The organism is Streptomyces sp. NBRC 110035 (assembly GCF_000829695.1).
Taxonomy (GTDB): domain Bacteria; phylum Actinomycetota; class Actinomycetes; order Streptomycetales; family Streptomycetaceae; genus Streptomyces.
In genome coordinates, this window is record NZ_BBNN01000017.1 from 81,233 (window position 1) to 99,097 (window position 17,865).

Sequence of the window (17,865 nt, forward strand, 5' to 3'; positions counted from 1 at the left end):
GGAGGAACGGGGGCCGGCCGGGAGATCACGGAGTTCCTCCCCGGCCCTGTCGGGGCAGGCCCGATGCCGCCTCCGTGGTCGTCGCCGAGGAGGCGCAGTACTCCCGTACCGCGCTCGTCCGCGCGACCACGCGCCCCCGGTGCACCACGATCCGGCTGTACGCCAGGGACAGCGCCGCCGGCAGCCGGTCGCCGCGGACCGCGAGCAGTTCGGCGGGGAAGCCCGCCTCCACTCGTACCTCGGGCAGCCCGAGGGCGGCCCGGGCCGACGTGCTCACCGCCTCGTAGGCGTCCTCGGGCGACAGCCCGTGGCGGGAGGCCAGCAGGTATGCCGCTTCCAGCGGGTCGCCGCGGCCGACCGGGTTCGACACGTCCCGCAGGGCGCCGCTCCCGGCCGAGACCCGCACGCCCGCCGTGCGCAGCAGCCGTACCGGAGCTGTGCCCGTGCCCCGGCGGTCGACGCCCCCGCAGCCGCCCTGGGGCAGGCACACCACGGCCACGTCGGCCGCCGCCAGCTGGTCCGCGGCCCGCGAGGCCGCTTCGGTGGGCAGTCGGCCGAGGCCGCCGCACGGGCTGAGCGTCACTCCCGGCCGCAGCCCGCCCGCCATCGCGGCGAGCCGGGCCACGCGGGCGGGGTGGGCGGTGTCCGTGTGCAGGTCGACGGGGCAGCCGTGCTCGGCGGCGACCTCCAGGACCGCTTCCACGTACCCGGTGGGGTCGGGGTCGACGTCCGGGCAGCCGCCCACCACCGAGGCGCCCATCTTCACCGCGTCCCGCAGCATCGCGATCCCGTCGGCCCCGGCCACCCCGGTCAGTAGGCGCGGCATCGCCACCGTGGTCAGCTCGGTCAGCCCACGCAGCGAACGCCCCGCCTGAAGTACGGCGGTGAGCGCGTCGAGCCCGGTCACGTCGTCCACCCGCACGTGTGCCCGCACCGCCGTCGCCCCGTGCCCGAGCTGGAGCAGCGCGGCCTCCGTCGCCCGGCGCCGGACGTCGTGGGAGTCGTACGAGACGGGGCCGTCGGATTCGGCGGAGAGAGCGGTGTCGGCGTGGGCGTGCGGTTCGGCGGGGGCCGGGAGGAGCAGATGGCCGGTCAGGTCGACCCGGGTGCCGCCCGCGGGGGTGCCGTCCGCGGTCAGGCTGCCGGCCGTGCCGACCGCCTCGATGCGTCCGCCGCCCAGCCGTACGTCCACGGTCCGGCCGTCGGTGAGCCGCGCGCCGCACAGCAGGAGCGGCGCCGGGTCGGCCGGGCCCGGGGGCGGCGAAGGCGACGAGGGGGGCGGCGGCTGCGGCCGGCTGTCGGGCATCGCGCTCCTGAGGCTCGGACTGCGCACGGCTGTCGCAGGATCACACAGAGAGAAGATCACGCAGAGTGAGTCGAGCCTAGGGTGGCGGCTCGCCTCCCGGCGGCAGGAGCACAGGAGTCAGCAATAGTCGTACCGGTGGGGTCCCGGGTGTTCCGGTGAGGTCCGGACGGGGTGCGGACGCGGTGCGGTGGGAGCGTCGCGGAGGGGCGGGTGCGGACGGCCGGGACTCTCGGGAGGGAGCGGTCGGCAGGGCGGGACAGGGGCCGCGAAACGGATTTGGGTGAACGGCGGCGAAGCGTGTAATGTCTTCCTCGCTCGCCCCAATAGCTCAGTCGGCAGAGCGTCTCCATGGTAAGGAGAAGGTCAACGGTTCGATTCCGTTTTGGGGCTCTGGTGTGTGAGGTTCCCGTCGCGAGGCGGGACTCGATCGCATCACAGCGGTGTAGCTCAGTCGGTAGAGCAAGCGGCTCATAATCGCTGTGTCACCGGTTCAAGTCCGGTCACCGCTACACACAGTAGCCGATTGTGGGGTCGGTCCTTCGATCGGCTACTCTTTCTGCGTTCATTCAGTTTCTACTATCCCGTTCGTCAAGGAGCACTCACGTGGCTGCCACCGACGTCCGCCCGAAGATCACGCTGGCCTGCGTGGAGTGCAAGGAGCGGAACTACATCACCAAGAAGAACCGGCGTAACAACCCGGATCGTCTGGAGATGAAGAAGCACTGCCCGCGTTGCAACGCGCACACCGCGCACCGCGAAACGCGATAAATCAGGCTCGTACGCGAGGCCGTCCCCGTAGCCGGGGGCGGCCTCGCGTCGTTCTTCCCACCGGCCGACCACGGCCGCACGAGACACAGGAGGTGCCGCGCGCATGGCGCTCGACCAGTCCTTCGTGGGGCGGAGCTACCCGCCCACCGATCCCTATGAGGTGGGCCGGGAGAAGATCCGCGAGTTCGCCGAAGCGGTGGGGGACACCAACCCGGCGTACACGGACGCGGAGGCCGCCAAGGCGCTCGGCCATCCCGATGTGATCGCCCCGCCGACCTTCGTGTTCGCGGTCACCTTCAAGGCCGCCGGGGACGTCATCGCCGACCCCCGGCTGGGCCTGGACTACAGCCGGGTGGTGCACGGCGACCAGAAGTTCGCCTACCGCCGTCCGGTGCGCGCCGGTGACCGGCTCACGGTCACCTCGACCATCGAGGCGATCAAGTCGATGGCGGGCAACGACATCCTGGACGTCCGCGGCGAGGTGCACGACGAGGCCGGCGAGCACGTCGTGACGTCCTGGATCAAGCTGGTCGCCCGCGCGGGCGAGAACGAGGGGGCGTGAGCGGCATCATGACGGCGAAGATCTCCTACGCGGACGTCGAGGTCGGTACCGAACTGCCCGCGCAGACGTTCCCCGTGACCCGGGCCACCCTCGTCCGGTACGCGGGCGCCTCCGGCGACTTCAACCCCATTCACTGGAACGAGAAGTTCGCCAAGGAAGTCGGCCTGCCGGACGTCATCGCGCACGGCATGTTCACCATGGCCGAGGCGATCCGCGTGGTCACCGACTGGGTGGGCGACCCGGGGGCGGTCGTCGAGTACGGCGTCCGCTTCACCAGGCCGGTCGTCGTTCCCGACGACGACCGGGGCGCCACCATCGAGGTCAGCGGCAAGGTCGGGGCCAAGCTCGACGACCACACCGTCCGTGTCGACCTCACGGCCACCAGCGCCGGGCAGAAAGTGCTGGGGATGTCGCGGGCGGTCGTCCGACTCGCCTGACCGGGCGACCGGATCCGTGGCATGACGTACGAGGCGAGGGGCGCTCCCCAGGGGGAGTGCCCCTCGCCTCATGCCGGGTCCTCTGGGCAGTCCACCCCTTGACGTAGTTAGTGATTGAGTACTAACTTACCGGCATGGTCCGGATGAGTGCAGCGGAGCGGCGCGAGAGCATCATCCGTGCGGCGAGTGCCGAGTTCGCCCGCGGCGGCTACCACGGCACGTCGACCGAGGCGATCGCCAAGCGGGTCGGCGTCTCGCAGCCGTACCTCTTCCGGCTCTTCCCGGGCAAGAAGGCCATCTTCCTGGCGGCGGCGGAGCGCTGCGTGGAAGACACCATCCGCATGTTCGCGGAGGCGTCCGAAGGGCTGGAGGGCGAAGAGGCCCTGCACGCCATGGCGAACGCCTACGCGCGGGCCGTCACGGAGCGGCCCGAGCTGCTCATGATGCAGATGCAGATGTACCTCGCGGTGGCGGCCGCCGAGCAGGAGGGCGATCAGGAGTTCGGTGCGACCGTGCGTGCCGGCTGGCTGCGGCTGTGGGACACCGTCCACCTCGCCCTGGGGGTCGACGTCAAGGAGACGACGGCCTTCATGGCGCACGGCATGCTCATCAACTGCTTGTCCGCCATGGGATTCCCGTCCGGCCACCGGATCTGGGAAGGACTGGATCCGTCGGCGCGGTTCGGCGGTTAGCCGGCGAGTCGGGAGGCGGACCCGGCCCTCTTCTGTGCGCGTAAAAGTTAGTAATCAGTAACTAACAAAATCATCGGGGCCGCGGGATCCCAAGCCCCGGAACCCGACAGAACCTCTTCACCGACCACGGAAGGACCCGGTCATGCCCACGCTTCCCTGGACCGTCCCGAACACCCCGCCGCCCCACACCGAAGTACACGTCTTCGCCTCCCGCTTCGAGACCCGCACCCTCCGGGGAGCCCTGCGGTTCTTTCTCGGGACCCCCGGCGTGTGGCGACAGGTGAGCAGGGCTCCCGGCGCGTACGGGGCCTCCCTGAAGGCACAGCCGCTGCGGCAGACGTTCTGGACCGTGTCCGCCTGGGAGTCCCCGAAGGCCCTCGGTGCCTTCGCCCGGACCGGCCCGCACGCGCCGACCGCCCGCGGGCTCGCCCCGCAGATGCGCGACGCCAAGTTCGCCGGCTGGACCGCGAAGAGCGAGGACCTCCCCGTCGACTGGACCGAAATACAGCGCCGCCTCGCCTGAGGAACGCCCCGCGCGTGCGCCCCGAACGCGCACGCCGCCCCCGCCGGCCCGTCCGGCGGGGGCCTTAGTCTTGAGCCCGTGCAGGAACTCCACGACGCTCCCCTCGCCCCGCTGACCACGTTCCGCCTGGGCGGACCCGCGACCCGGCTGGTCATCGCGACCACCGACGACGAAGTGATCGCCGTCGTCCGCGAGGCCGACTCCGCGGGTACGCCCCTGCTGGTCATCGGCGGCGGCTCCAACCTGGTCATCGGCGACAAGGGCTTCGACGGCACAGCACTGGTCGTCGCCACCAAGGGCCTCACTCTGGACGGCACGCGACTGGAACTCGCGGCCGGAGAGGTGTGGACCGACGCCGTCGCCCGCACCGTGGAAGCCGGCCTGGCCGGCGTCGAGTGCCTGGCCGGCATCCCCGGCTCGGCGGGTGCCACCCCCATCCAGAACGTCGGTGCGTACGGTCAGGAGGTCTCCTCCACCATCACCGAGGTCGTCGCCTACGACCGTCGGGCACACGAGACGGTCACCCTCACCAACGAGGAATGCGCCTTCTCCTACCGCCACAGCCGCTTCAAGGCGGACCCCGAACGGTACGTCGTCCTGCGCGTCCGCTTCGCGCTGGAGGACGCCGACGGCCTCTCCGGCCCCGTCCGGTACGCCGAGACGGCCCGCGTCCTCGGCGTCGCACCGGGCGAGCGCGTTCCCCTGCCCACGGCCCGCGAGACGGTCCTGAAGCTCCGTGCCGGGAAGGGCATGGTCCTGGATCCCGAGGACCACGACACCTGGTCGGCCGGCTCCTTCTTCACCAACCCGATCCTCACGGACGAGGAGTTCGTGACCTTCCGGACCCGGGCACGCCAGCACCTCGGCACCGACACCGAGCCCCCCGCCTACCCCACCGGTGAGGGACGCACCAAGACCTCCGCCGCCTGGCTGATCGACAAGGCGGGCTTCACCAAGGGCTACGGCACCGGCCCCGCCCGCATCTCCACCAAGCACACCCTCGCCCTCACCAACCGCGGCGAGGCGACCACCGAGGACCTGCTGGCACTCGCCCGCGAGGTGGTCGCCGGCGTGCGCGAAGCCTTCGGCATCACGCTGGTCAACGAGCCGGTGACGATCGGGGTCGGCCTCTGACCGGCTCCGGCCCGCCTCACCGGGCGGCGGCCCACCGCTTCCCCCGGCCTCACCGGGCGGCTGCCCACCGCTTCCCCCGGCCCCACCCGGCTGCCCACCGCTTCCCCCGGCCCCACCCGGCTGCCCACCGCTCCACTCCGCCCCCCCCCGACGGCGGCCCTCCCTCCCGTCACCCCGCCGGCGCGGTGAGCCACGCGTCGACCCCCGCCAGCAGCTCCGCCTTGACCGCCTCCGGCGCCGCCGACCCGCGCACCGACTGCCGTGCCAGTTCCGCCAGCTCGGCGTCCGTGAACCCGTGGTGCTCACGCGCGATCTCGTACTGGGCCGCCAGCCGGGAGCCGAACAGCAGCGGATCGTCCGCCCCCAGCGCCAGCGGCACCCCCGCCTCGAACAGCTTCCGCAACGGCACGTCGCCCGGCTTCTCGTAGACACCCAGTGCCACGTTCGACGCCGGGCACACCTCGCACGTCACCTGCCGGTCCGCGAGCCGCTGCACCAGCCGCGGATCCTCCGCCGCCCGCACCCCGTGCCCGATCCGGTCGGCCTCCAGGTCGTCCAGGCAGTCCCGCACGGACGTGGGCCCGTTCAGCTCACCGCCGTGCGGCGCGGACAGCAGCCCGCCCTCGCGCGCGATGGCGAACGCCCGGTCGAACTCCCGGGCCATGCCACGCCGCTCGTCGTTGGACAGTCCGAACCCGATGACGCCCCGGTCCGTGTACCGCACCGCCAGCCGGGCCAGCGTGCGCGCGTCCAGGTGGTGCTTCATCCGGTTCGCGGCGACCAGCACCCGGATCCCGAGCCCGGTGTCCCGCCGCGCCGAGTCCACCGCGTCCAGGATGACCTCCAGCGCCGGGATCAGCCCGCCCAGCCGCGGCGCGTACGACGTCGGATCGACCTGGATCTCCAGCCAGCCCGAGCCGTCCTTCAGGTCCTCCTCCGCGGCCTCCCGTACCAGCCGCTGGATGTCCTCCGGCTCCCTCAGGCACGAGCGCGCCGCGTCGTACAGCCGCTGGAACCGGAACCAGCCCCGCTCGTCCGTGGCCCGCAGACTCGGCGGCTCCCCGCTGGTCAGCGCGTCGGTCAGCGCCTCGGGGAGGCGTACGCCGTACTTGTCGGCCAGTTCCAGCACGGTGGCGGGGCGCATCGACCCGGTGAAGTGCAGGTGCAGATGGGCCTTCGGCAGCAGGGAGAGGTCACGTACACGTTCCATTCCAGGATCCTGCCGCACCTCCCGGCGGCCCCGGTAGCGCTTTCCCCGAACGTGGTCTTGCTCGCATGTCAGTGTGAGGGAAACAGAAGCGGGCTGTTTCCCTCACAAAGGGAAACAGCCCGCAAATCACTCGGTCGAGTGGTTTTCGGTCGGTCCTGCTCACTCGCGCGAGTAAGCAGGACTCAGTCCTGTGCCTCCGCCAGCAGCTTCTGGATCCGGCTCACGCCCTCCACCAGGTCCTCGTCGCCCAGCGCGTAGGACAACCGCAGGTAGCCCGGAGTGCCGAAGGCCTCGCCGGGTACGACCGCGACCTCGACCTCCTCGAGGATGAGCGCGGCCAGCTCCACGGTGTTCCGCGGCCGCCGGCCCCGGATCTCCTTGCCGATCAGGGCCTTCACCGACGGGTATGCGTAGAACGCGCCCTCGGGCTCGGGGCAGACCACGCCGTCGATCTCGTTGAGCATCCGCACGATGGTCCTGCGCCGGCGGTCGAAGGCCTCACGCATCGTGGCGACCGCGTCCAGGGAGCCGGAGACCGCGGCCAGTGCCGCCACCTGGGCGACGTTCGACACGTTCGACGTGGCGTGCGACTGCAGGTTGGTGGCGGCCTTCACGACGTCCTTCGGGCCGATGATCCACCCGACCCGCCAGCCGGTCATCGCGTACGTCTTCGCGACACCGTTGACCACGATGCACCTGTCCCGCAGCTCCGGCAGGACGGCGGGCAGCGAGGTGAAGGCGGCGTCGCCGTAGACCAGGTGCTCGTAGATCTCGTCGGTCAGCACCCACAGACCGTGCTCGACCGCCCAGCGGCCGATCGCCTCGGCGTCCTCGGTGCTGTAGACCGCGCCGGTCGGGTTCGAGGGGGAGACGAACAGGACGACCTTGGTCTTCTCCGTCCGCGCGGCCTCCAGCTGCTCCACGCTGACGCGGTAGCCGGTCGTCTCGTCCGCGACGACCTCGACCGGGACGCCGCCGGCCAGCCGGATCGACTCCGGGTACGTCGTCCAGTACGGGGCCGGGACGATCACCTCGTCGCCCGGATCGAGGATCGCGGCGAAGGCCTCGTAGATGGCCTGCTTTCCGCCGTTGGTGACGAGGACCTGTGCGGGGTCCACCTCGTAGCCGGAGTCGCGCAGCGTCTTCGCGGCGATCGCGGCCTTCAGCTCGGGCAGCCCGCCGGCCGGCGTGTAGCGGTGGTACTTCGGGTTCCGGCACGCCTCGGCCGCGGCGTCGACGATGTAGTCCGGAGTCGGGAAGTCGGGTTCACCGGCGCCGAAGCCGATCACCGGACGCCCGGCGGCCTTGAGGGCCTTGGCCTTGGCGTCCACGGCGAGGGTGGCGGACTCGGAGATCGCACCGACCCGGGCGGAGACCCGGCGCTCGGTGGGAGGGGTTGCAGAGCTCATGGGGTCCATCGTTCCAGACCGGAAACCTGCCCGGCACGGGGGTTTCACGGACTGAACAGGTCGCGGCCGGCCTCTGGACACCAGTCCGGATCCGCCCCGCGGGACCGCTCCTGCCAGGACGATCTTCGGCCGGAAGACCGGTCACGGGCGCTTTCTGTTCGACGCCAGGCCCCGAAACACGTACACTCACACCTCGTTGGCCTTCTGCGGCCGCACTCACCGGGTGCACACCAAGCATCCGGGCGGATGCGGTACGTTGGGGTACACACAAAGGGTCGTAGCTCAATTGGTAGAGCACTGGTCTCCAAAACCAGCGGTTGGGGGTTCAAGTCCCTCCGGCCCTGCTACACACAACCTTAGCCAGGATGTGTACGCATGTACGTACAGCAATGCACCGCCGTGCGGCTCATACCGGGCGCGGCACGGCCATGACCCGGAATCAGGTGAGGACGAGTGACGGACGCCGTGGGCTCCATCGACATGCCTGATGCCGAGGACGAGGCGCCGGACTCCAACAAGAACCGCAAGGGCGGAAAGCGGGCCAAGAAGGGCCCCCTGAAGCGTCTCGCGCTCTTCTACCGCCAGATCGTGGCGGAGCTTCGCAAGGTTGTCTGGCCGACCCGGAACCAGCTGACGTCGTACACAACCGCAGTGATCATCTTTGTGGTCGTCATGATCGGCCTGATCACTCTGATCGACTACGGGCTCGGCCACGTCGCCAAGTACGTCTTCGGCTGAGCCGCCTGCGAAGAGCGCCGAGGTACCCGGCGCTCCTTTTCGCGTGTTCCACCCCTATGTATCCAGGAAGAAGCAGCCACCGTGTCTGACCCGAACGTGAACGACGCCATCGAGCCGGTCGAGTCCGTCGAGGACGAGCTCGACACCGTCGGGGGCGCGGACAGCGAGGCCTCCAAGGGCTCCGCCGAGGTCGAGGCTGCCGACGCCGCCGCGGACGAGTCCGGAACGGCGGCCGATCCGGCCTCCGACGCCGATGAGGCCGACGCCGCGGACTCCGCCGGGACCGACGCAGCCGGGCACGAGGCCGAAGAGCACGAGGTCGAAGAGGTCGAAGAGGTCCAGGACGACCGCGACCCGGTCGAGAAGCTCCGCGAGGAACTGCGGACGCTGCCCGGCGAGTGGTACGTCATCCACACGTACGCGGGGTACGAGAACCGGGTGAAGACCAACCTGGAGCAGCGTGCCGTCTCGCTGAACGTCGAGGACTTCATCTTCCAGGCCGAGGTGCCGCAGGAAGAGGTCGTCCAGATCAAGAACGGCGACCGCAAGACGATCAAGCAGAACAAGCTCCCGGGTTACGTCCTGGTCCGCATGGACCTGACGAACGAGTCCTGGGGCGTCGTCCGCAACACCCCCGGTGTCACCGGCTTCGTGGGCAACGCCTACGACCCGTACCCGCTGACCCTGGACGAGATCGTCAAGATGCTCGCCCCGGAGGCCGAGGAGAAGGCCGCCCGCGAGGCCGCCGAGGCCGAGGGCAAGCCGGCTCCGCAGCGCAAGGTCGAGGTCCAGGTGCTGGACTTCGAGGTCGGCGACTCGGTCACCGTCACCGACGGCCCGTTCGCCACCCTCCAGGCGACCATCAACGAGATCAACCCCGACTCCAAGAAGGTCAAGGGCCTGGTGGAGATCTTCGGTCGCGAGACGCCGGTCGAGCTCTCCTTCGACCAGATCCAGAAGAACTGACCCGGTTCCGGGCCGTACGAACATTCTGGACAGCAGCTTCCGGGCAGGTCAGGCGAACGCTCAGGCGTCCGCCTGACCTGCCCGGTTTTTGGCCGCACATCCATACCCGCTATCGTTGTGCGGTATGCCTGTGTCCGGGTTGATTCCCGGTGCGCGGGCAGGACCCGAACCGAAAGGACCCGGAGAGCCATGCCTCCCAAGAAGAAGAAGGTCACGGGGCTCATCAAGCTCCAGATCCAGGCCGGTGCCGCCAACCCGGCTCCGCCGGTCGGCCCCGCGCTGGGTCAGCACGGCGTCAACATCATGGAGTTCTGCAAGGCCTACAACGCCGCGACCGAGTCGCAGCGTGGCTGGGTCATCCCGGTGGAGATCACGGTCTACGAGGACCGTTCCTTCACCTTCATCACCAAGACCCCGCCGGCCGCGAAGATGATCCTCAAGGCCGCGGGTGTGGAGAAGGGCTCCGGCGAGCCGCACAAGACCAAGGTCGCGAAGATCACCGCCGACCAGGTCCGTGAGATCGCCACGACGAAGATGCCCGACCTCAACGCCAACGACCTGGACGCCGCGTCGAAGATCATCGCCGGCACCGCCCGTTCCATGGGCATCACGGTCGAGGGCTGACCTCCACCCCCGTAAGCCAAGCAGAAGTGTGGAAGGGCCCGCTCGGCCCGGACCACGACTCCTAAGAACCCACAGGAGCTACACGTGAGCAAGCGCAGCAAGTCTCTCCGCGCTGCGGACGCCAAGATCGACCGGGAGAAGCTGTACGCCCCGCTCGAGGCCGTCCGTCTCGCCAAGGAGACCTCCACCTCGAAGTTCGACGGCACCGTCGAGGTCGCCTTCCGCCTGGGCGTCGACCCGCGCAAGGCCGACCAGATGGTCCGTGGCACCGTGAACCTCCCGCACGGCACCGGCAAGACCGCCCGGGTCCTGGTCTTCGCGACCGGCGACCGTGCCGAGGCCGCGCGTGCCGCGGGCGCCGACATCGTCGGCGCCGACGAACTGATCGACGAGGTGTCGAAGGGCCGTCTGGACTTCGACGCCGTCGTCGCCACCCCGGACCTCATGGGCAAGGTCGGCCGCCTCGGCCGCGTGCTCGGTCCCCGTGGTCTCATGCCGAACCCCAAGACCGGCACCGTCACCCCGGACGTCACCAAGGCTGTCAACGACATCAAGGGTGGCAAGATCGAGTTCCGCGTCGACAAGCACTCGAACCTGCACTTCATCATCGGCAAGACGTCCTTCGACGACGCCAAGCTGGTGGAGAACTACGGCGCCGCGCTGGAGGAGATCCTCCGTCTGAAGCCGTCCGCCGCGAAGGGCCGGTACATCAAGAAGGCCGCGATCAGCACCACGATCGGCCCCGGCGTCCCGCTCGACCCGAACCGCACCCGCAACCTCCTCGTCGAAGAGGACCCGGCGGCGGTCTGAGCCCCTCGGGCCGGTCCGACCGGCCCGCGCTCACCGAGCACACCGTGAGTCCGTCCCCACGCCTTCCGAGGCGCGGGGACGGACTTTTTTCGTACGTTCGTGTCAGTCGGCTGGGTTACGGTTCAACGGACTTCACAGACCAGGCACGGCACAACAGGGGTGGGACTCATGGGTATGTCCGCATGGAAGCGGGCGGGCGTCTGCATGGCGGCCGTGACGGTGGTCGCGGGCGCCTCGGGCTGTCAGGCCGGCGACGGGGGAGCGGAGGGGAAGGCGGCGGAGCCCAAGGTCATGTCCCGGGGCGAGGCGACCGAGGTCCTTCGGACCGCCTTCGAGAAGACGGCCGAGGCGAAGTCGGCCAAGGTCCGGATGACCATGTCGGTGCCCGCCGGAGCGCAGGGCATGGGGGACATGATGGGCATCGCGGGCGACGGCACCATGGAGATGACCGGAGTCCAGGGCTGGGACCCGGCGGTCATGGATCTGACCATCAAGGGATCCGACCTCGGGGAGACCGATCCCGACGCGCCCGCCGAGGCCCGCATGATCATGCTGGACAACGTCATGTACGCGGACATGGGCGCGGAGCAGGCCGCCGGGATGGACGGCAAGCGCTGGATGAAGCTGGACTTCCGGGCCATCGCCGAGGAGGCCGGAAGCGAGGAACTGCAGAAGCAGGTGACCGGCAGCCTGGAGAGCATGAACCAGGACCCGGCCCAGCAGCTGGCCCTGCTGCTCGAGTCGCCGAACCTGAAGCACGTCGGCCCGCAGAAGGTCGACGGCGTCCAGGCACAGCACTACAAGGGCACCCTGACCTTCGAGGAGATCATCAAGAGCGACGGGTCCTTCGACTTCCTCTCGGAGGAGGAGCGAAAGGAGCTCGTCGCCAGCGCCGAGAAGTCGGATGTGAAGGGCTACGACACCGAGGTCTGGGTCAACGAGGACGACTACCCGGTCAGGATGGTCCTCGGCGTGGAGTCGGACGAGGGCACGGTCGAGATCACGACGCACTACTCCGACTACGGGGCCCGGGCCGAGGTCGAGGCGCCGCCGGCCGAGGACACGGTCGATCTCTTCGAGATGCTGCAGGGCCTCGGGGAAGGGCTCGCGGACGCCGGGGCCGACGTCTGAGTGCCGTGACCGTCCCGACGGCCCGTCCGTCCCGACAGCCCGTCCGTCCCGATGGCCCGTCCGTCCCGACGGACGGGCCTGGACGTCCCACCGGGAACGGATTTGCCTCGCGGCGATCCGTTCCCGTACTCTCCAGAAGAAGCCAAAGACCGCTGGTCGTTACCGTGCGCTCGCAAGAGGGTGCGGTGGCCGAAGGATCCGCTGAACTGCGGACGACCCGCGCAGGTGACAGTGGAAGAGTTCCCGGAATTCGCGGCCGCGAGGATGCGAGACAACCGGTTGAGCCCAGCCCCGTGCGCCTGCGCCCGGGGCGTTTCGTTTTCCCCAGTCCTCCTTCGGGTCCGCGCGGTCCGAATCACCCGGAAGGAGGCCGAGGCTCTATGGCGAGGCCCGACAAGGCTGCCGCGGTTGCCGAGCTGACGGACCAGTTCCGCAACTCGAGCGCCGCCGTGCTGACCGAGTACCGCGGTCTCACCGTGGCACAGCTCAAGCAGCTGCGCCGTTCGCTCGGTGAGAACGCCCAGTACGCCGTGGTGAAGAACACGCTGACCAAGATTGCGGCCAACGAGGCCGGGATCACGACGCTGGACGACCTGTTCAACGGTCCGACGGCAGTCGCCTTCGTCACCGGTGACCCGGTGGAGTCGGCGAAGGGTCTTCGTGACTTCGCCAAGGACAACCCGAATCTCGTCATCAAGGGCGGTGTCCTTGACGGCAAGGCGATGTCCGCCGATGAGATCAAGAAGCTCGCGGACCTCGAGTCCCGCGAGGTTCTGCTCTCCAAGCTGGCGGGTGCCTTCAAGGGCAAGCAGTCCCAGACTGCTCAGCTCTTCCAGGCGCTTCCGTCGAAGCTCGTCCGCACCGTGGACGCGCTTCGCGCCAAGCAGGACGAGCAGGGCGGTGCCGAGTAATTCGGCTCGCTTTCCGGCCCTCGCCGACATGAGGCAAGGGTCATAGCGGGCCCGATGTACGCCCGCCTCACCCAGTACACCCGGCACCTGCCGATTTAGTGGAAGGACCGCCATCATGGCGAAGCTCACCCAGGACGAGCTGCTGGCCCAGTTCGAGGGCATGACCCTCATCGAGCTCTCCGAGTTCGTGAAGGCCTTCGAGGAGAAGTTCGACGTCACCGCCGCCGCCGCGGTCGCCGTGGCCCCGGCCGGTCCGGCCGCCGCGGTCGAGGCCGAGGCCGAGAAGGACGAGTTCGACGTCGTCCTCACCGGCGCCGGCGACAAGAAGATCCAGGTCATCAAGGTCGTGCGCGAGCTGACCTCCCTCGGCCTGAAGGAGGCCAAGGACCTGGTCGACGGTGCGCCGAAGCCCGTCGTCGAGAAGGTCAACAAGGAAGCCGCGGACAAGGCCAAGGAGGCCCTCGAGGGCGCCGGTGCCTCCGTCGAGGTCAAGTAGTACCTTCCGGGTCCGACAGGACCCCCGCGGCCCGGCAGCGCCGGATCCGCACCGTGTCCAGCAGGGCGTGTAACGCGTAAGCGCCGAGGAGCGATCATCCATCCGGGTGGTCGCTCCTCGGTGTCTCCGGGCCCGGCGGCGGCTTCCTCGAACCCGGGACGGCGGGGGGGTAGGGTGATCTTCGTTGTGGCCCCGCGCGGGCCGCGAAGGGTCGCCTGTGGAAGGCGGTTCGGGCAAGGGGGGCCTTGACGAACCGCACGTGGCGCGCAATTCTCAGGACGCGTCGCCACAAGGATCCGAATCCGAGGCATGGATCAGCGGCGAAGAGGGCAGGATCACGGTGCGTTGAGGGCATGCCCGTGTCGCACAGTCACAACAGTCGGTCGCAGGAGTTGAGAGCAACGAGGGCCTTCGAGGGTCTCGAGAAACCGCACTGGACATCAGTGTGCCAAGTGGCTACACTGACCCTTTGCGCTGCCTGTTAGCTGTCCCCTGCCCGTCACCAGGGGCATGCCCTCACTTGAGCATGGACGATCAGACCTCTCCGACCTGGCCCTTTTCGCCGGGAAGTGAAGTGTCTGCCGTCGTGTCCCGTGAGGGGCCGGTACGCGCGTAGTGAGTCCGAGCCCTCGGAAGGACCCCCTCTTGGCCGCCTCGCGCAATGCCTCGACCTCGAATACGAACAACGCTGCCAGCACCGCCCCGCTGCGCATCTCCTTTGCAAAGATCAGGGAGCCCCTCGAGGTTCCGAACCTCCTCGCGCTGCAAACCGAGAGCTTCGACTGGCTGCTCGGCAACGACGCCTGGAAGGCTCGCGTCGAGGCCGCTCTGGAGAACGGTCAGGACGTCCCCACCAAGTCCGGCCTGGAGGAGATCTTTGAGGAGATCTCCCCGATCGAGGACTTCTCCGGGTCGATGTCGCTGACCTTCCGCGACCACCGTTTCGAGCCTCCGAAGAACAGCATCGACGAGTGCAAGGACCGCGACTTCACGTACGCGGCGCCGCTCTTCGTCACCGCCGAGTTCACCAACAACGAGACCGGCGAGATCAAGTCCCAGACGGTCTTCATGGGCGACTTCCCGCTCATGACGAACAAGGGCACCTTCGTCATCAACGGCACCGAGCGTGTCGTGGTGTCGCAGCTGGTCCGTTCGCCGGGTGTCTACTTCGACTCCAGCATCGACAAGACGTCCGACAAGGACATCTTCTCCGCCAAGATCATCCCCTCCCGGGGTGCCTGGCTGGAGATGGAGATCGACAAGCGCGACATGGTCGGCGTCCGCGTCGACCGCAAGCGCAAGCAGTCCGTCACCGTCCTGCTCAAGGCGCTCGGCTGGACCACCGAGCAGATCCTCGAGGAGTTCGGCGAGTACGAGTCCATGCGCGCCACCCTGGAGAAGGACCACACCCAGGGTCAGGACGACGCGCTGCTCGACATCTACCGCAAGCTGCGTCCGGGCGAGCCCCCCACCCGTGAGGCCGCGCAGACGCTGCTCGAGAACCTCTACTTCAACCCGAAGCGCTACGACCTGGCCAAGGTCGGCCGTTACAAGGTCAACAAGAAGCTGGGTGCCGACGCGCCGCTCGACGCGGGCGTGCTGACCGTCGAGGACGTCATCTCGACGATCAAGTACCTGGTGAAGCTGCACGCCGGCGAGATCGAGACCGTCGGTGACAGCGGCCAGAACATCGTCGTCGAGACGGACGACATCGACCACTTCGGCAACCGCCGCCTGCGCAGCGTCGGCGAGCTCATCCAGAACCAGGTCCGTACGGGTCTGGCCCGGATGGAGCGCGTCGTGCGTGAGCGCATGACGACGCAGGACGTCGAGGCGATCACGCCGCAGACCCTGATCAACATCCGGCCGGTCGTCGCCTCCATCAAGGAGTTCTTCGGCACCAGCCAGCTGTCCCAGTTCATGGACCAGAACAACCCGCTGTCCGGGCTGACGCACAAGCGTCGTCTGTCCGCGCTCGGCCCGGGTGGTCTCTCCCGTGAGCGGGCCGGCTTCGAGGTCCGTGACGTGCACCCCTCGCACTACGGCCGCATGTGCCCGATCGAGACTCCCGAAGGCCCGAACATCGGTCTGATCGGCTCGCTCGCCTCCTACGGCCGGGTCAACGCGTTCGGCTTCGTCGAGACCCCGTACCGCAAGGTGGTCGACGGCCAGGTCACCGACGACGTCGACTACCTGACCGCCGACGAGGAGGACCGCTTCGTCATCGCGCAGGCCAACGCGCCGCTCAACGACGACCTGCGGTTCGCCGAGGCCCGCGTGCTGGTCCGCCGCAAGGGCGGCGAGGTCGACTACGTCAGCCCCGACGAGGTCGACTACATGGACGTCTCGCCGCGCCAGATGGTGTCGGTCGCGACCGCCATGATCCCCTTCCTCGAGCACGACGACGCCAACCGTGCCCTCATGGGCGCGAACATGATGCGTCAGGCCGTGCCGCTGATCCGCTCCGAGTCCCCGCTCGTCGGCACCGGCATGGAGTACCGCTCCGCCGCCGACGCCGGTGACGTGGTCAAGGCCGAGAAGGCGGGTGTGGTCCAGGAGGTCTCCGCGGACTACATCACCACGACCAACGACGACGGCACGTACATCACGTACCGCCTGGCCAAGTTCGCCCGCTCCAACCAGGGCACCTCGGTCAACCAGAAGGTCATCGTCAACGAGGGCGACCGCGTCGTCGAGGGCCAGGTCCTCGCCGACGGTCCGGCCACCGAGAACGGCGAGATGGCGCTCGGCAAGAACCTGCTGGTCGCGTTCATGCCGTGGGAGGGCCACAACTACGAGGACGCGATCATCCTGTCGCAGCGCCTCGTCCAGGACGACGTCCTCTCCTCGATCCACATCGAGGAGCACGAGGTCGACGCCCGTGACACCAAGCTCGGCCCCGAGGAGATCACCCGGGACATCCCGAACGTCTCCGAGGAGGTCCTCGCCGACCTCGACGAACGCGGCATCATCCGCATCGGTGCCGAGGTCGTCGCCGGCGACATCCTCGTCGGCAAGGTCACGCCCAAGGGCGAGACCGAGCTGACGCCGGAGGAGCGCCTGCTGCGCGCGATCTTCGGCGAGAAGGCCCGCGAGGTCCGTGACACCTCCCTGAAGGTGCCGCACGGCGAGATCGGCAAGATCATCGGCGTGCGCGTCTTCGACCGCGAGGAGGGCGACGAGCTTCCCCCCGGTGTGAACCAGCTGGTGCGCGTCTACGTCGCGCAGAAGCGCAAGATCACCGATGGTGACAAGCTCGCCGGCCGGCACGGCAACAAGGGCGTCATCTCGAAGATCCTGCCGATCGAGGACATGCCGTTCCTGGAGGACGGCACCCCGGTCGACATCATCCTCAACCCCCTCGGTGTGCCGTCCCGGATGAACCCGGGACAGGTTCTGGAGATCCACCTCGGCTGGCTCGCCAGCCGCGGCTGGGACGTCTCCGGCCTCGCCGACGAGTGGGCGCAGCGCCTGCAGGTGATCGGCGCCGACAAGGTCGAGCCCGGTACCAACGTCGCCACCCCCGTCTTCGACGGTGCGCGTGAGGACGAGCTGGCCGGCCTGCTGCAGCACACCATCCCGAACCGGGACGGCGAGCGCATGGTGCTCCCCTCCGGCAAGGCGAGGCTGTTCGACGGCCGCTCCGGTGAGCCGTTCCCGGAGCCGATCTCGGTCGGCTTCATGTACATCCTCAAGCTGCACCACCTGGTCGACGACAAGCTGCACGCCCGTTCGACCGGTCCGTACTCGATGATCACCCAGCAGCCGCTGGGTGGTAAGGCCCAGTTCGGTGGCCAGCGCTTCGGTGAGATGGAGGTGTGGGCGCTGGAGGCGTACGGCGCCGCCTACGCCCTCCAGGAGCTGCTGACCATCAAGTCCGACGACGTCACCGGCCGCGTGAAGGTCTACGAGGCCATCGTCAAGGGCGAGAACATCCCCGAGCCCGGCATCCCCGAGTCCTTCAAGGTGCTCATCAAGGAGATGCAGTCCCTGTGCCTCAACGTGGAGGTGCTGTCCTCGGACGGCATGTCCATCGAGATGCGCGACACCGACGAGGACGTCTTCCGCGCTGCGGAGGAGCTTGGCATCGACCTGTCCCGGCGCGAGCCGAGCAGCGTCGAAGAGGTCTGACGGGAGTTGTGGCCAGG

The 17,865-nt window shown here is 68.9% G+C and carries 17 protein-coding genes and 3 tRNA genes; 17 read left to right on the forward strand and 3 right to left on the reverse strand.

Annotation, left to right across the window (positions count from 1 at the left end):
- Nucleotides 1–25: 25 nt before the first annotated feature.
- Entirely contained in the window at nt 26–1,306 is a 1,281-nt protein-coding gene (locus TU30_RS04870) for an amidohydrolase family protein (RefSeq protein WP_042165017.1), read from the reverse strand.
- 317 nt (nt 1,307–1,623) lie between these two features.
- Here TU30_RS04870 and TU30_RS04875 point away from each other — a divergent pair.
- The 8 genes from TU30_RS04875 to TU30_RS04910 all read left to right on the forward strand — a co-directional run bounded on the left by TU30_RS04875 (nt 1,624) and on the right by TU30_RS04910 (nt 5,422).
- A tRNA-Thr gene (locus tag TU30_RS04875) sits at nt 1,624–1,696 on the forward strand.
- A 46-nt stretch (nt 1,697–1,742) separates the two neighbouring features.
- Nucleotides 1,743–1,815 (forward strand) — tRNA-Met (locus TU30_RS04880).
- Nucleotides 1,816–1,909: 94 nt separating this feature from the next.
- Entirely contained in the window at nt 1,910–2,074 is a 165-nt protein-coding gene (gene rpmG / locus TU30_RS04885; protein ID WP_003948671.1) for a 50S ribosomal protein L33, read from the forward strand.
- Nucleotides 2,075–2,177: 103 nt separating this feature from the next.
- The gene (locus TU30_RS04890) at nt 2,178–2,636 is read left to right on the forward strand and encodes a MaoC family dehydratase N-terminal domain-containing protein (protein WP_042165022.1); all 459 of its coding nucleotides are present in this window, start codon (nt 2,178–2,180) and stop codon (nt 2,634–2,636) included.
- 8 nt (nt 2,637–2,644) lie between these two features.
- Nucleotides 2,645–3,073 carry a MaoC family dehydratase gene (locus TU30_RS04895; RefSeq protein ID WP_042165579.1) on the forward strand — a complete coding sequence of 143 codons (429 nt, stop codon included), beginning with the start codon at nt 2,645–2,647 and terminating at the stop codon, nt 3,071–3,073.
- A gap of 134 nt (nt 3,074–3,207) precedes the next feature.
- The gene (locus TU30_RS04900; protein ID WP_176726194.1) at nt 3,208–3,765 is read left to right on the forward strand and encodes a TetR/AcrR family transcriptional regulator; all 558 of its coding nucleotides are present in this window, start codon (nt 3,208–3,210) and stop codon (nt 3,763–3,765) included.
- 142 nt (nt 3,766–3,907) lie between these two features.
- A complete protein-coding gene (locus tag TU30_RS04905; protein WP_042165025.1) occupies nt 3,908–4,288 on the forward strand; it encodes a hypothetical protein in 381 nt (126 codons plus the stop codon).
- Nucleotides 4,289–4,366: 78 nt separating this feature from the next.
- Nucleotides 4,367–5,422 carry a UDP-N-acetylmuramate dehydrogenase gene (locus tag TU30_RS04910; RefSeq protein WP_042165028.1) on the forward strand — a complete coding sequence of 352 codons (1,056 nt, stop codon included), beginning with the start codon at nt 4,367–4,369 and terminating at the stop codon, nt 5,420–5,422.
- Nucleotides 5,423–5,591: 169 nt separating this feature from the next.
- Here the strand turns inward: TU30_RS04910 and TU30_RS04915 are convergent, their stop codons facing one another.
- Nucleotides 5,592–6,632, reverse strand: coding sequence for an adenosine deaminase (locus tag TU30_RS04915; protein WP_042165031.1), 1,041 nt, complete (start codon nt 6,630–6,632; stop codon nt 5,592–5,594).
- Between the two features lie 182 nt (nt 6,633–6,814).
- Nucleotides 6,815–8,041 (reverse strand): pyridoxal phosphate-dependent aminotransferase, encoded by a 1,227-nt coding sequence (locus tag TU30_RS04920; protein ID WP_042165035.1) that lies wholly within the window; start codon nt 8,039–8,041, stop codon nt 6,815–6,817.
- A gap of 271 nt (nt 8,042–8,312) precedes the next feature.
- Here TU30_RS04920 and TU30_RS04925 point away from each other — a divergent pair.
- The 9 genes from TU30_RS04925 to rpoB all read left to right on the forward strand — a co-directional run bounded on the left by TU30_RS04925 (nt 8,313) and on the right by rpoB (nt 17,848).
- A tRNA-Trp gene (locus tag TU30_RS04925) sits at nt 8,313–8,385 on the forward strand.
- Between the two features lie 109 nt (nt 8,386–8,494).
- Nucleotides 8,495–8,779, forward strand: a complete 285-nt coding sequence (gene secE, locus TU30_RS04930; protein ID WP_042165038.1) for a preprotein translocase subunit SecE — start codon at nt 8,495–8,497, stop codon at nt 8,777–8,779.
- A gap of 81 nt (nt 8,780–8,860) precedes the next feature.
- The gene (gene nusG / locus TU30_RS04935) at nt 8,861–9,745 is read left to right on the forward strand and encodes a transcription termination/antitermination protein NusG (protein ID WP_042165041.1); all 885 of its coding nucleotides are present in this window, start codon (nt 8,861–8,863) and stop codon (nt 9,743–9,745) included.
- Between the two features lie 189 nt (nt 9,746–9,934).
- Entirely contained in the window at nt 9,935–10,369 is a 435-nt protein-coding gene (gene rplK, locus TU30_RS04940; protein ID WP_024883170.1) for a 50S ribosomal protein L11, read from the forward strand.
- An 84-nt stretch (nt 10,370–10,453) separates the two neighbouring features.
- Nucleotides 10,454–11,179 carry a 50S ribosomal protein L1 gene (rplA, locus tag TU30_RS04945; protein WP_042165044.1) on the forward strand — a complete coding sequence of 242 codons (726 nt, stop codon included), beginning with the start codon at nt 10,454–10,456 and terminating at the stop codon, nt 11,177–11,179.
- Between the two features lie 168 nt (nt 11,180–11,347).
- Complete coding sequence (locus TU30_RS04950) at nt 11,348–12,310, forward strand: hypothetical protein (protein ID WP_042165046.1); 963 nt, start codon at nt 11,348–11,350, stop codon at nt 12,308–12,310.
- A gap of 380 nt (nt 12,311–12,690) precedes the next feature.
- Nucleotides 12,691–13,221, forward strand: a complete 531-nt coding sequence (rplJ, locus tag TU30_RS04955) for a 50S ribosomal protein L10 (protein WP_042165047.1) — start codon at nt 12,691–12,693, stop codon at nt 13,219–13,221.
- A 115-nt stretch (nt 13,222–13,336) separates the two neighbouring features.
- Nucleotides 13,337–13,717, forward strand: coding sequence for a 50S ribosomal protein L7/L12 (rplL, locus tag TU30_RS04960; RefSeq protein ID WP_042165049.1), 381 nt, complete (start codon nt 13,337–13,339; stop codon nt 13,715–13,717).
- A 645-nt stretch (nt 13,718–14,362) separates the two neighbouring features.
- Nucleotides 14,363–17,848 (forward strand): DNA-directed RNA polymerase subunit beta, encoded by a 3,486-nt coding sequence (gene rpoB / locus TU30_RS04965; protein ID WP_042165051.1) that lies wholly within the window; start codon nt 14,363–14,365, stop codon nt 17,846–17,848.
- The last annotated feature ends 17 nt before the right edge of the window (nt 17,849–17,865 follow it).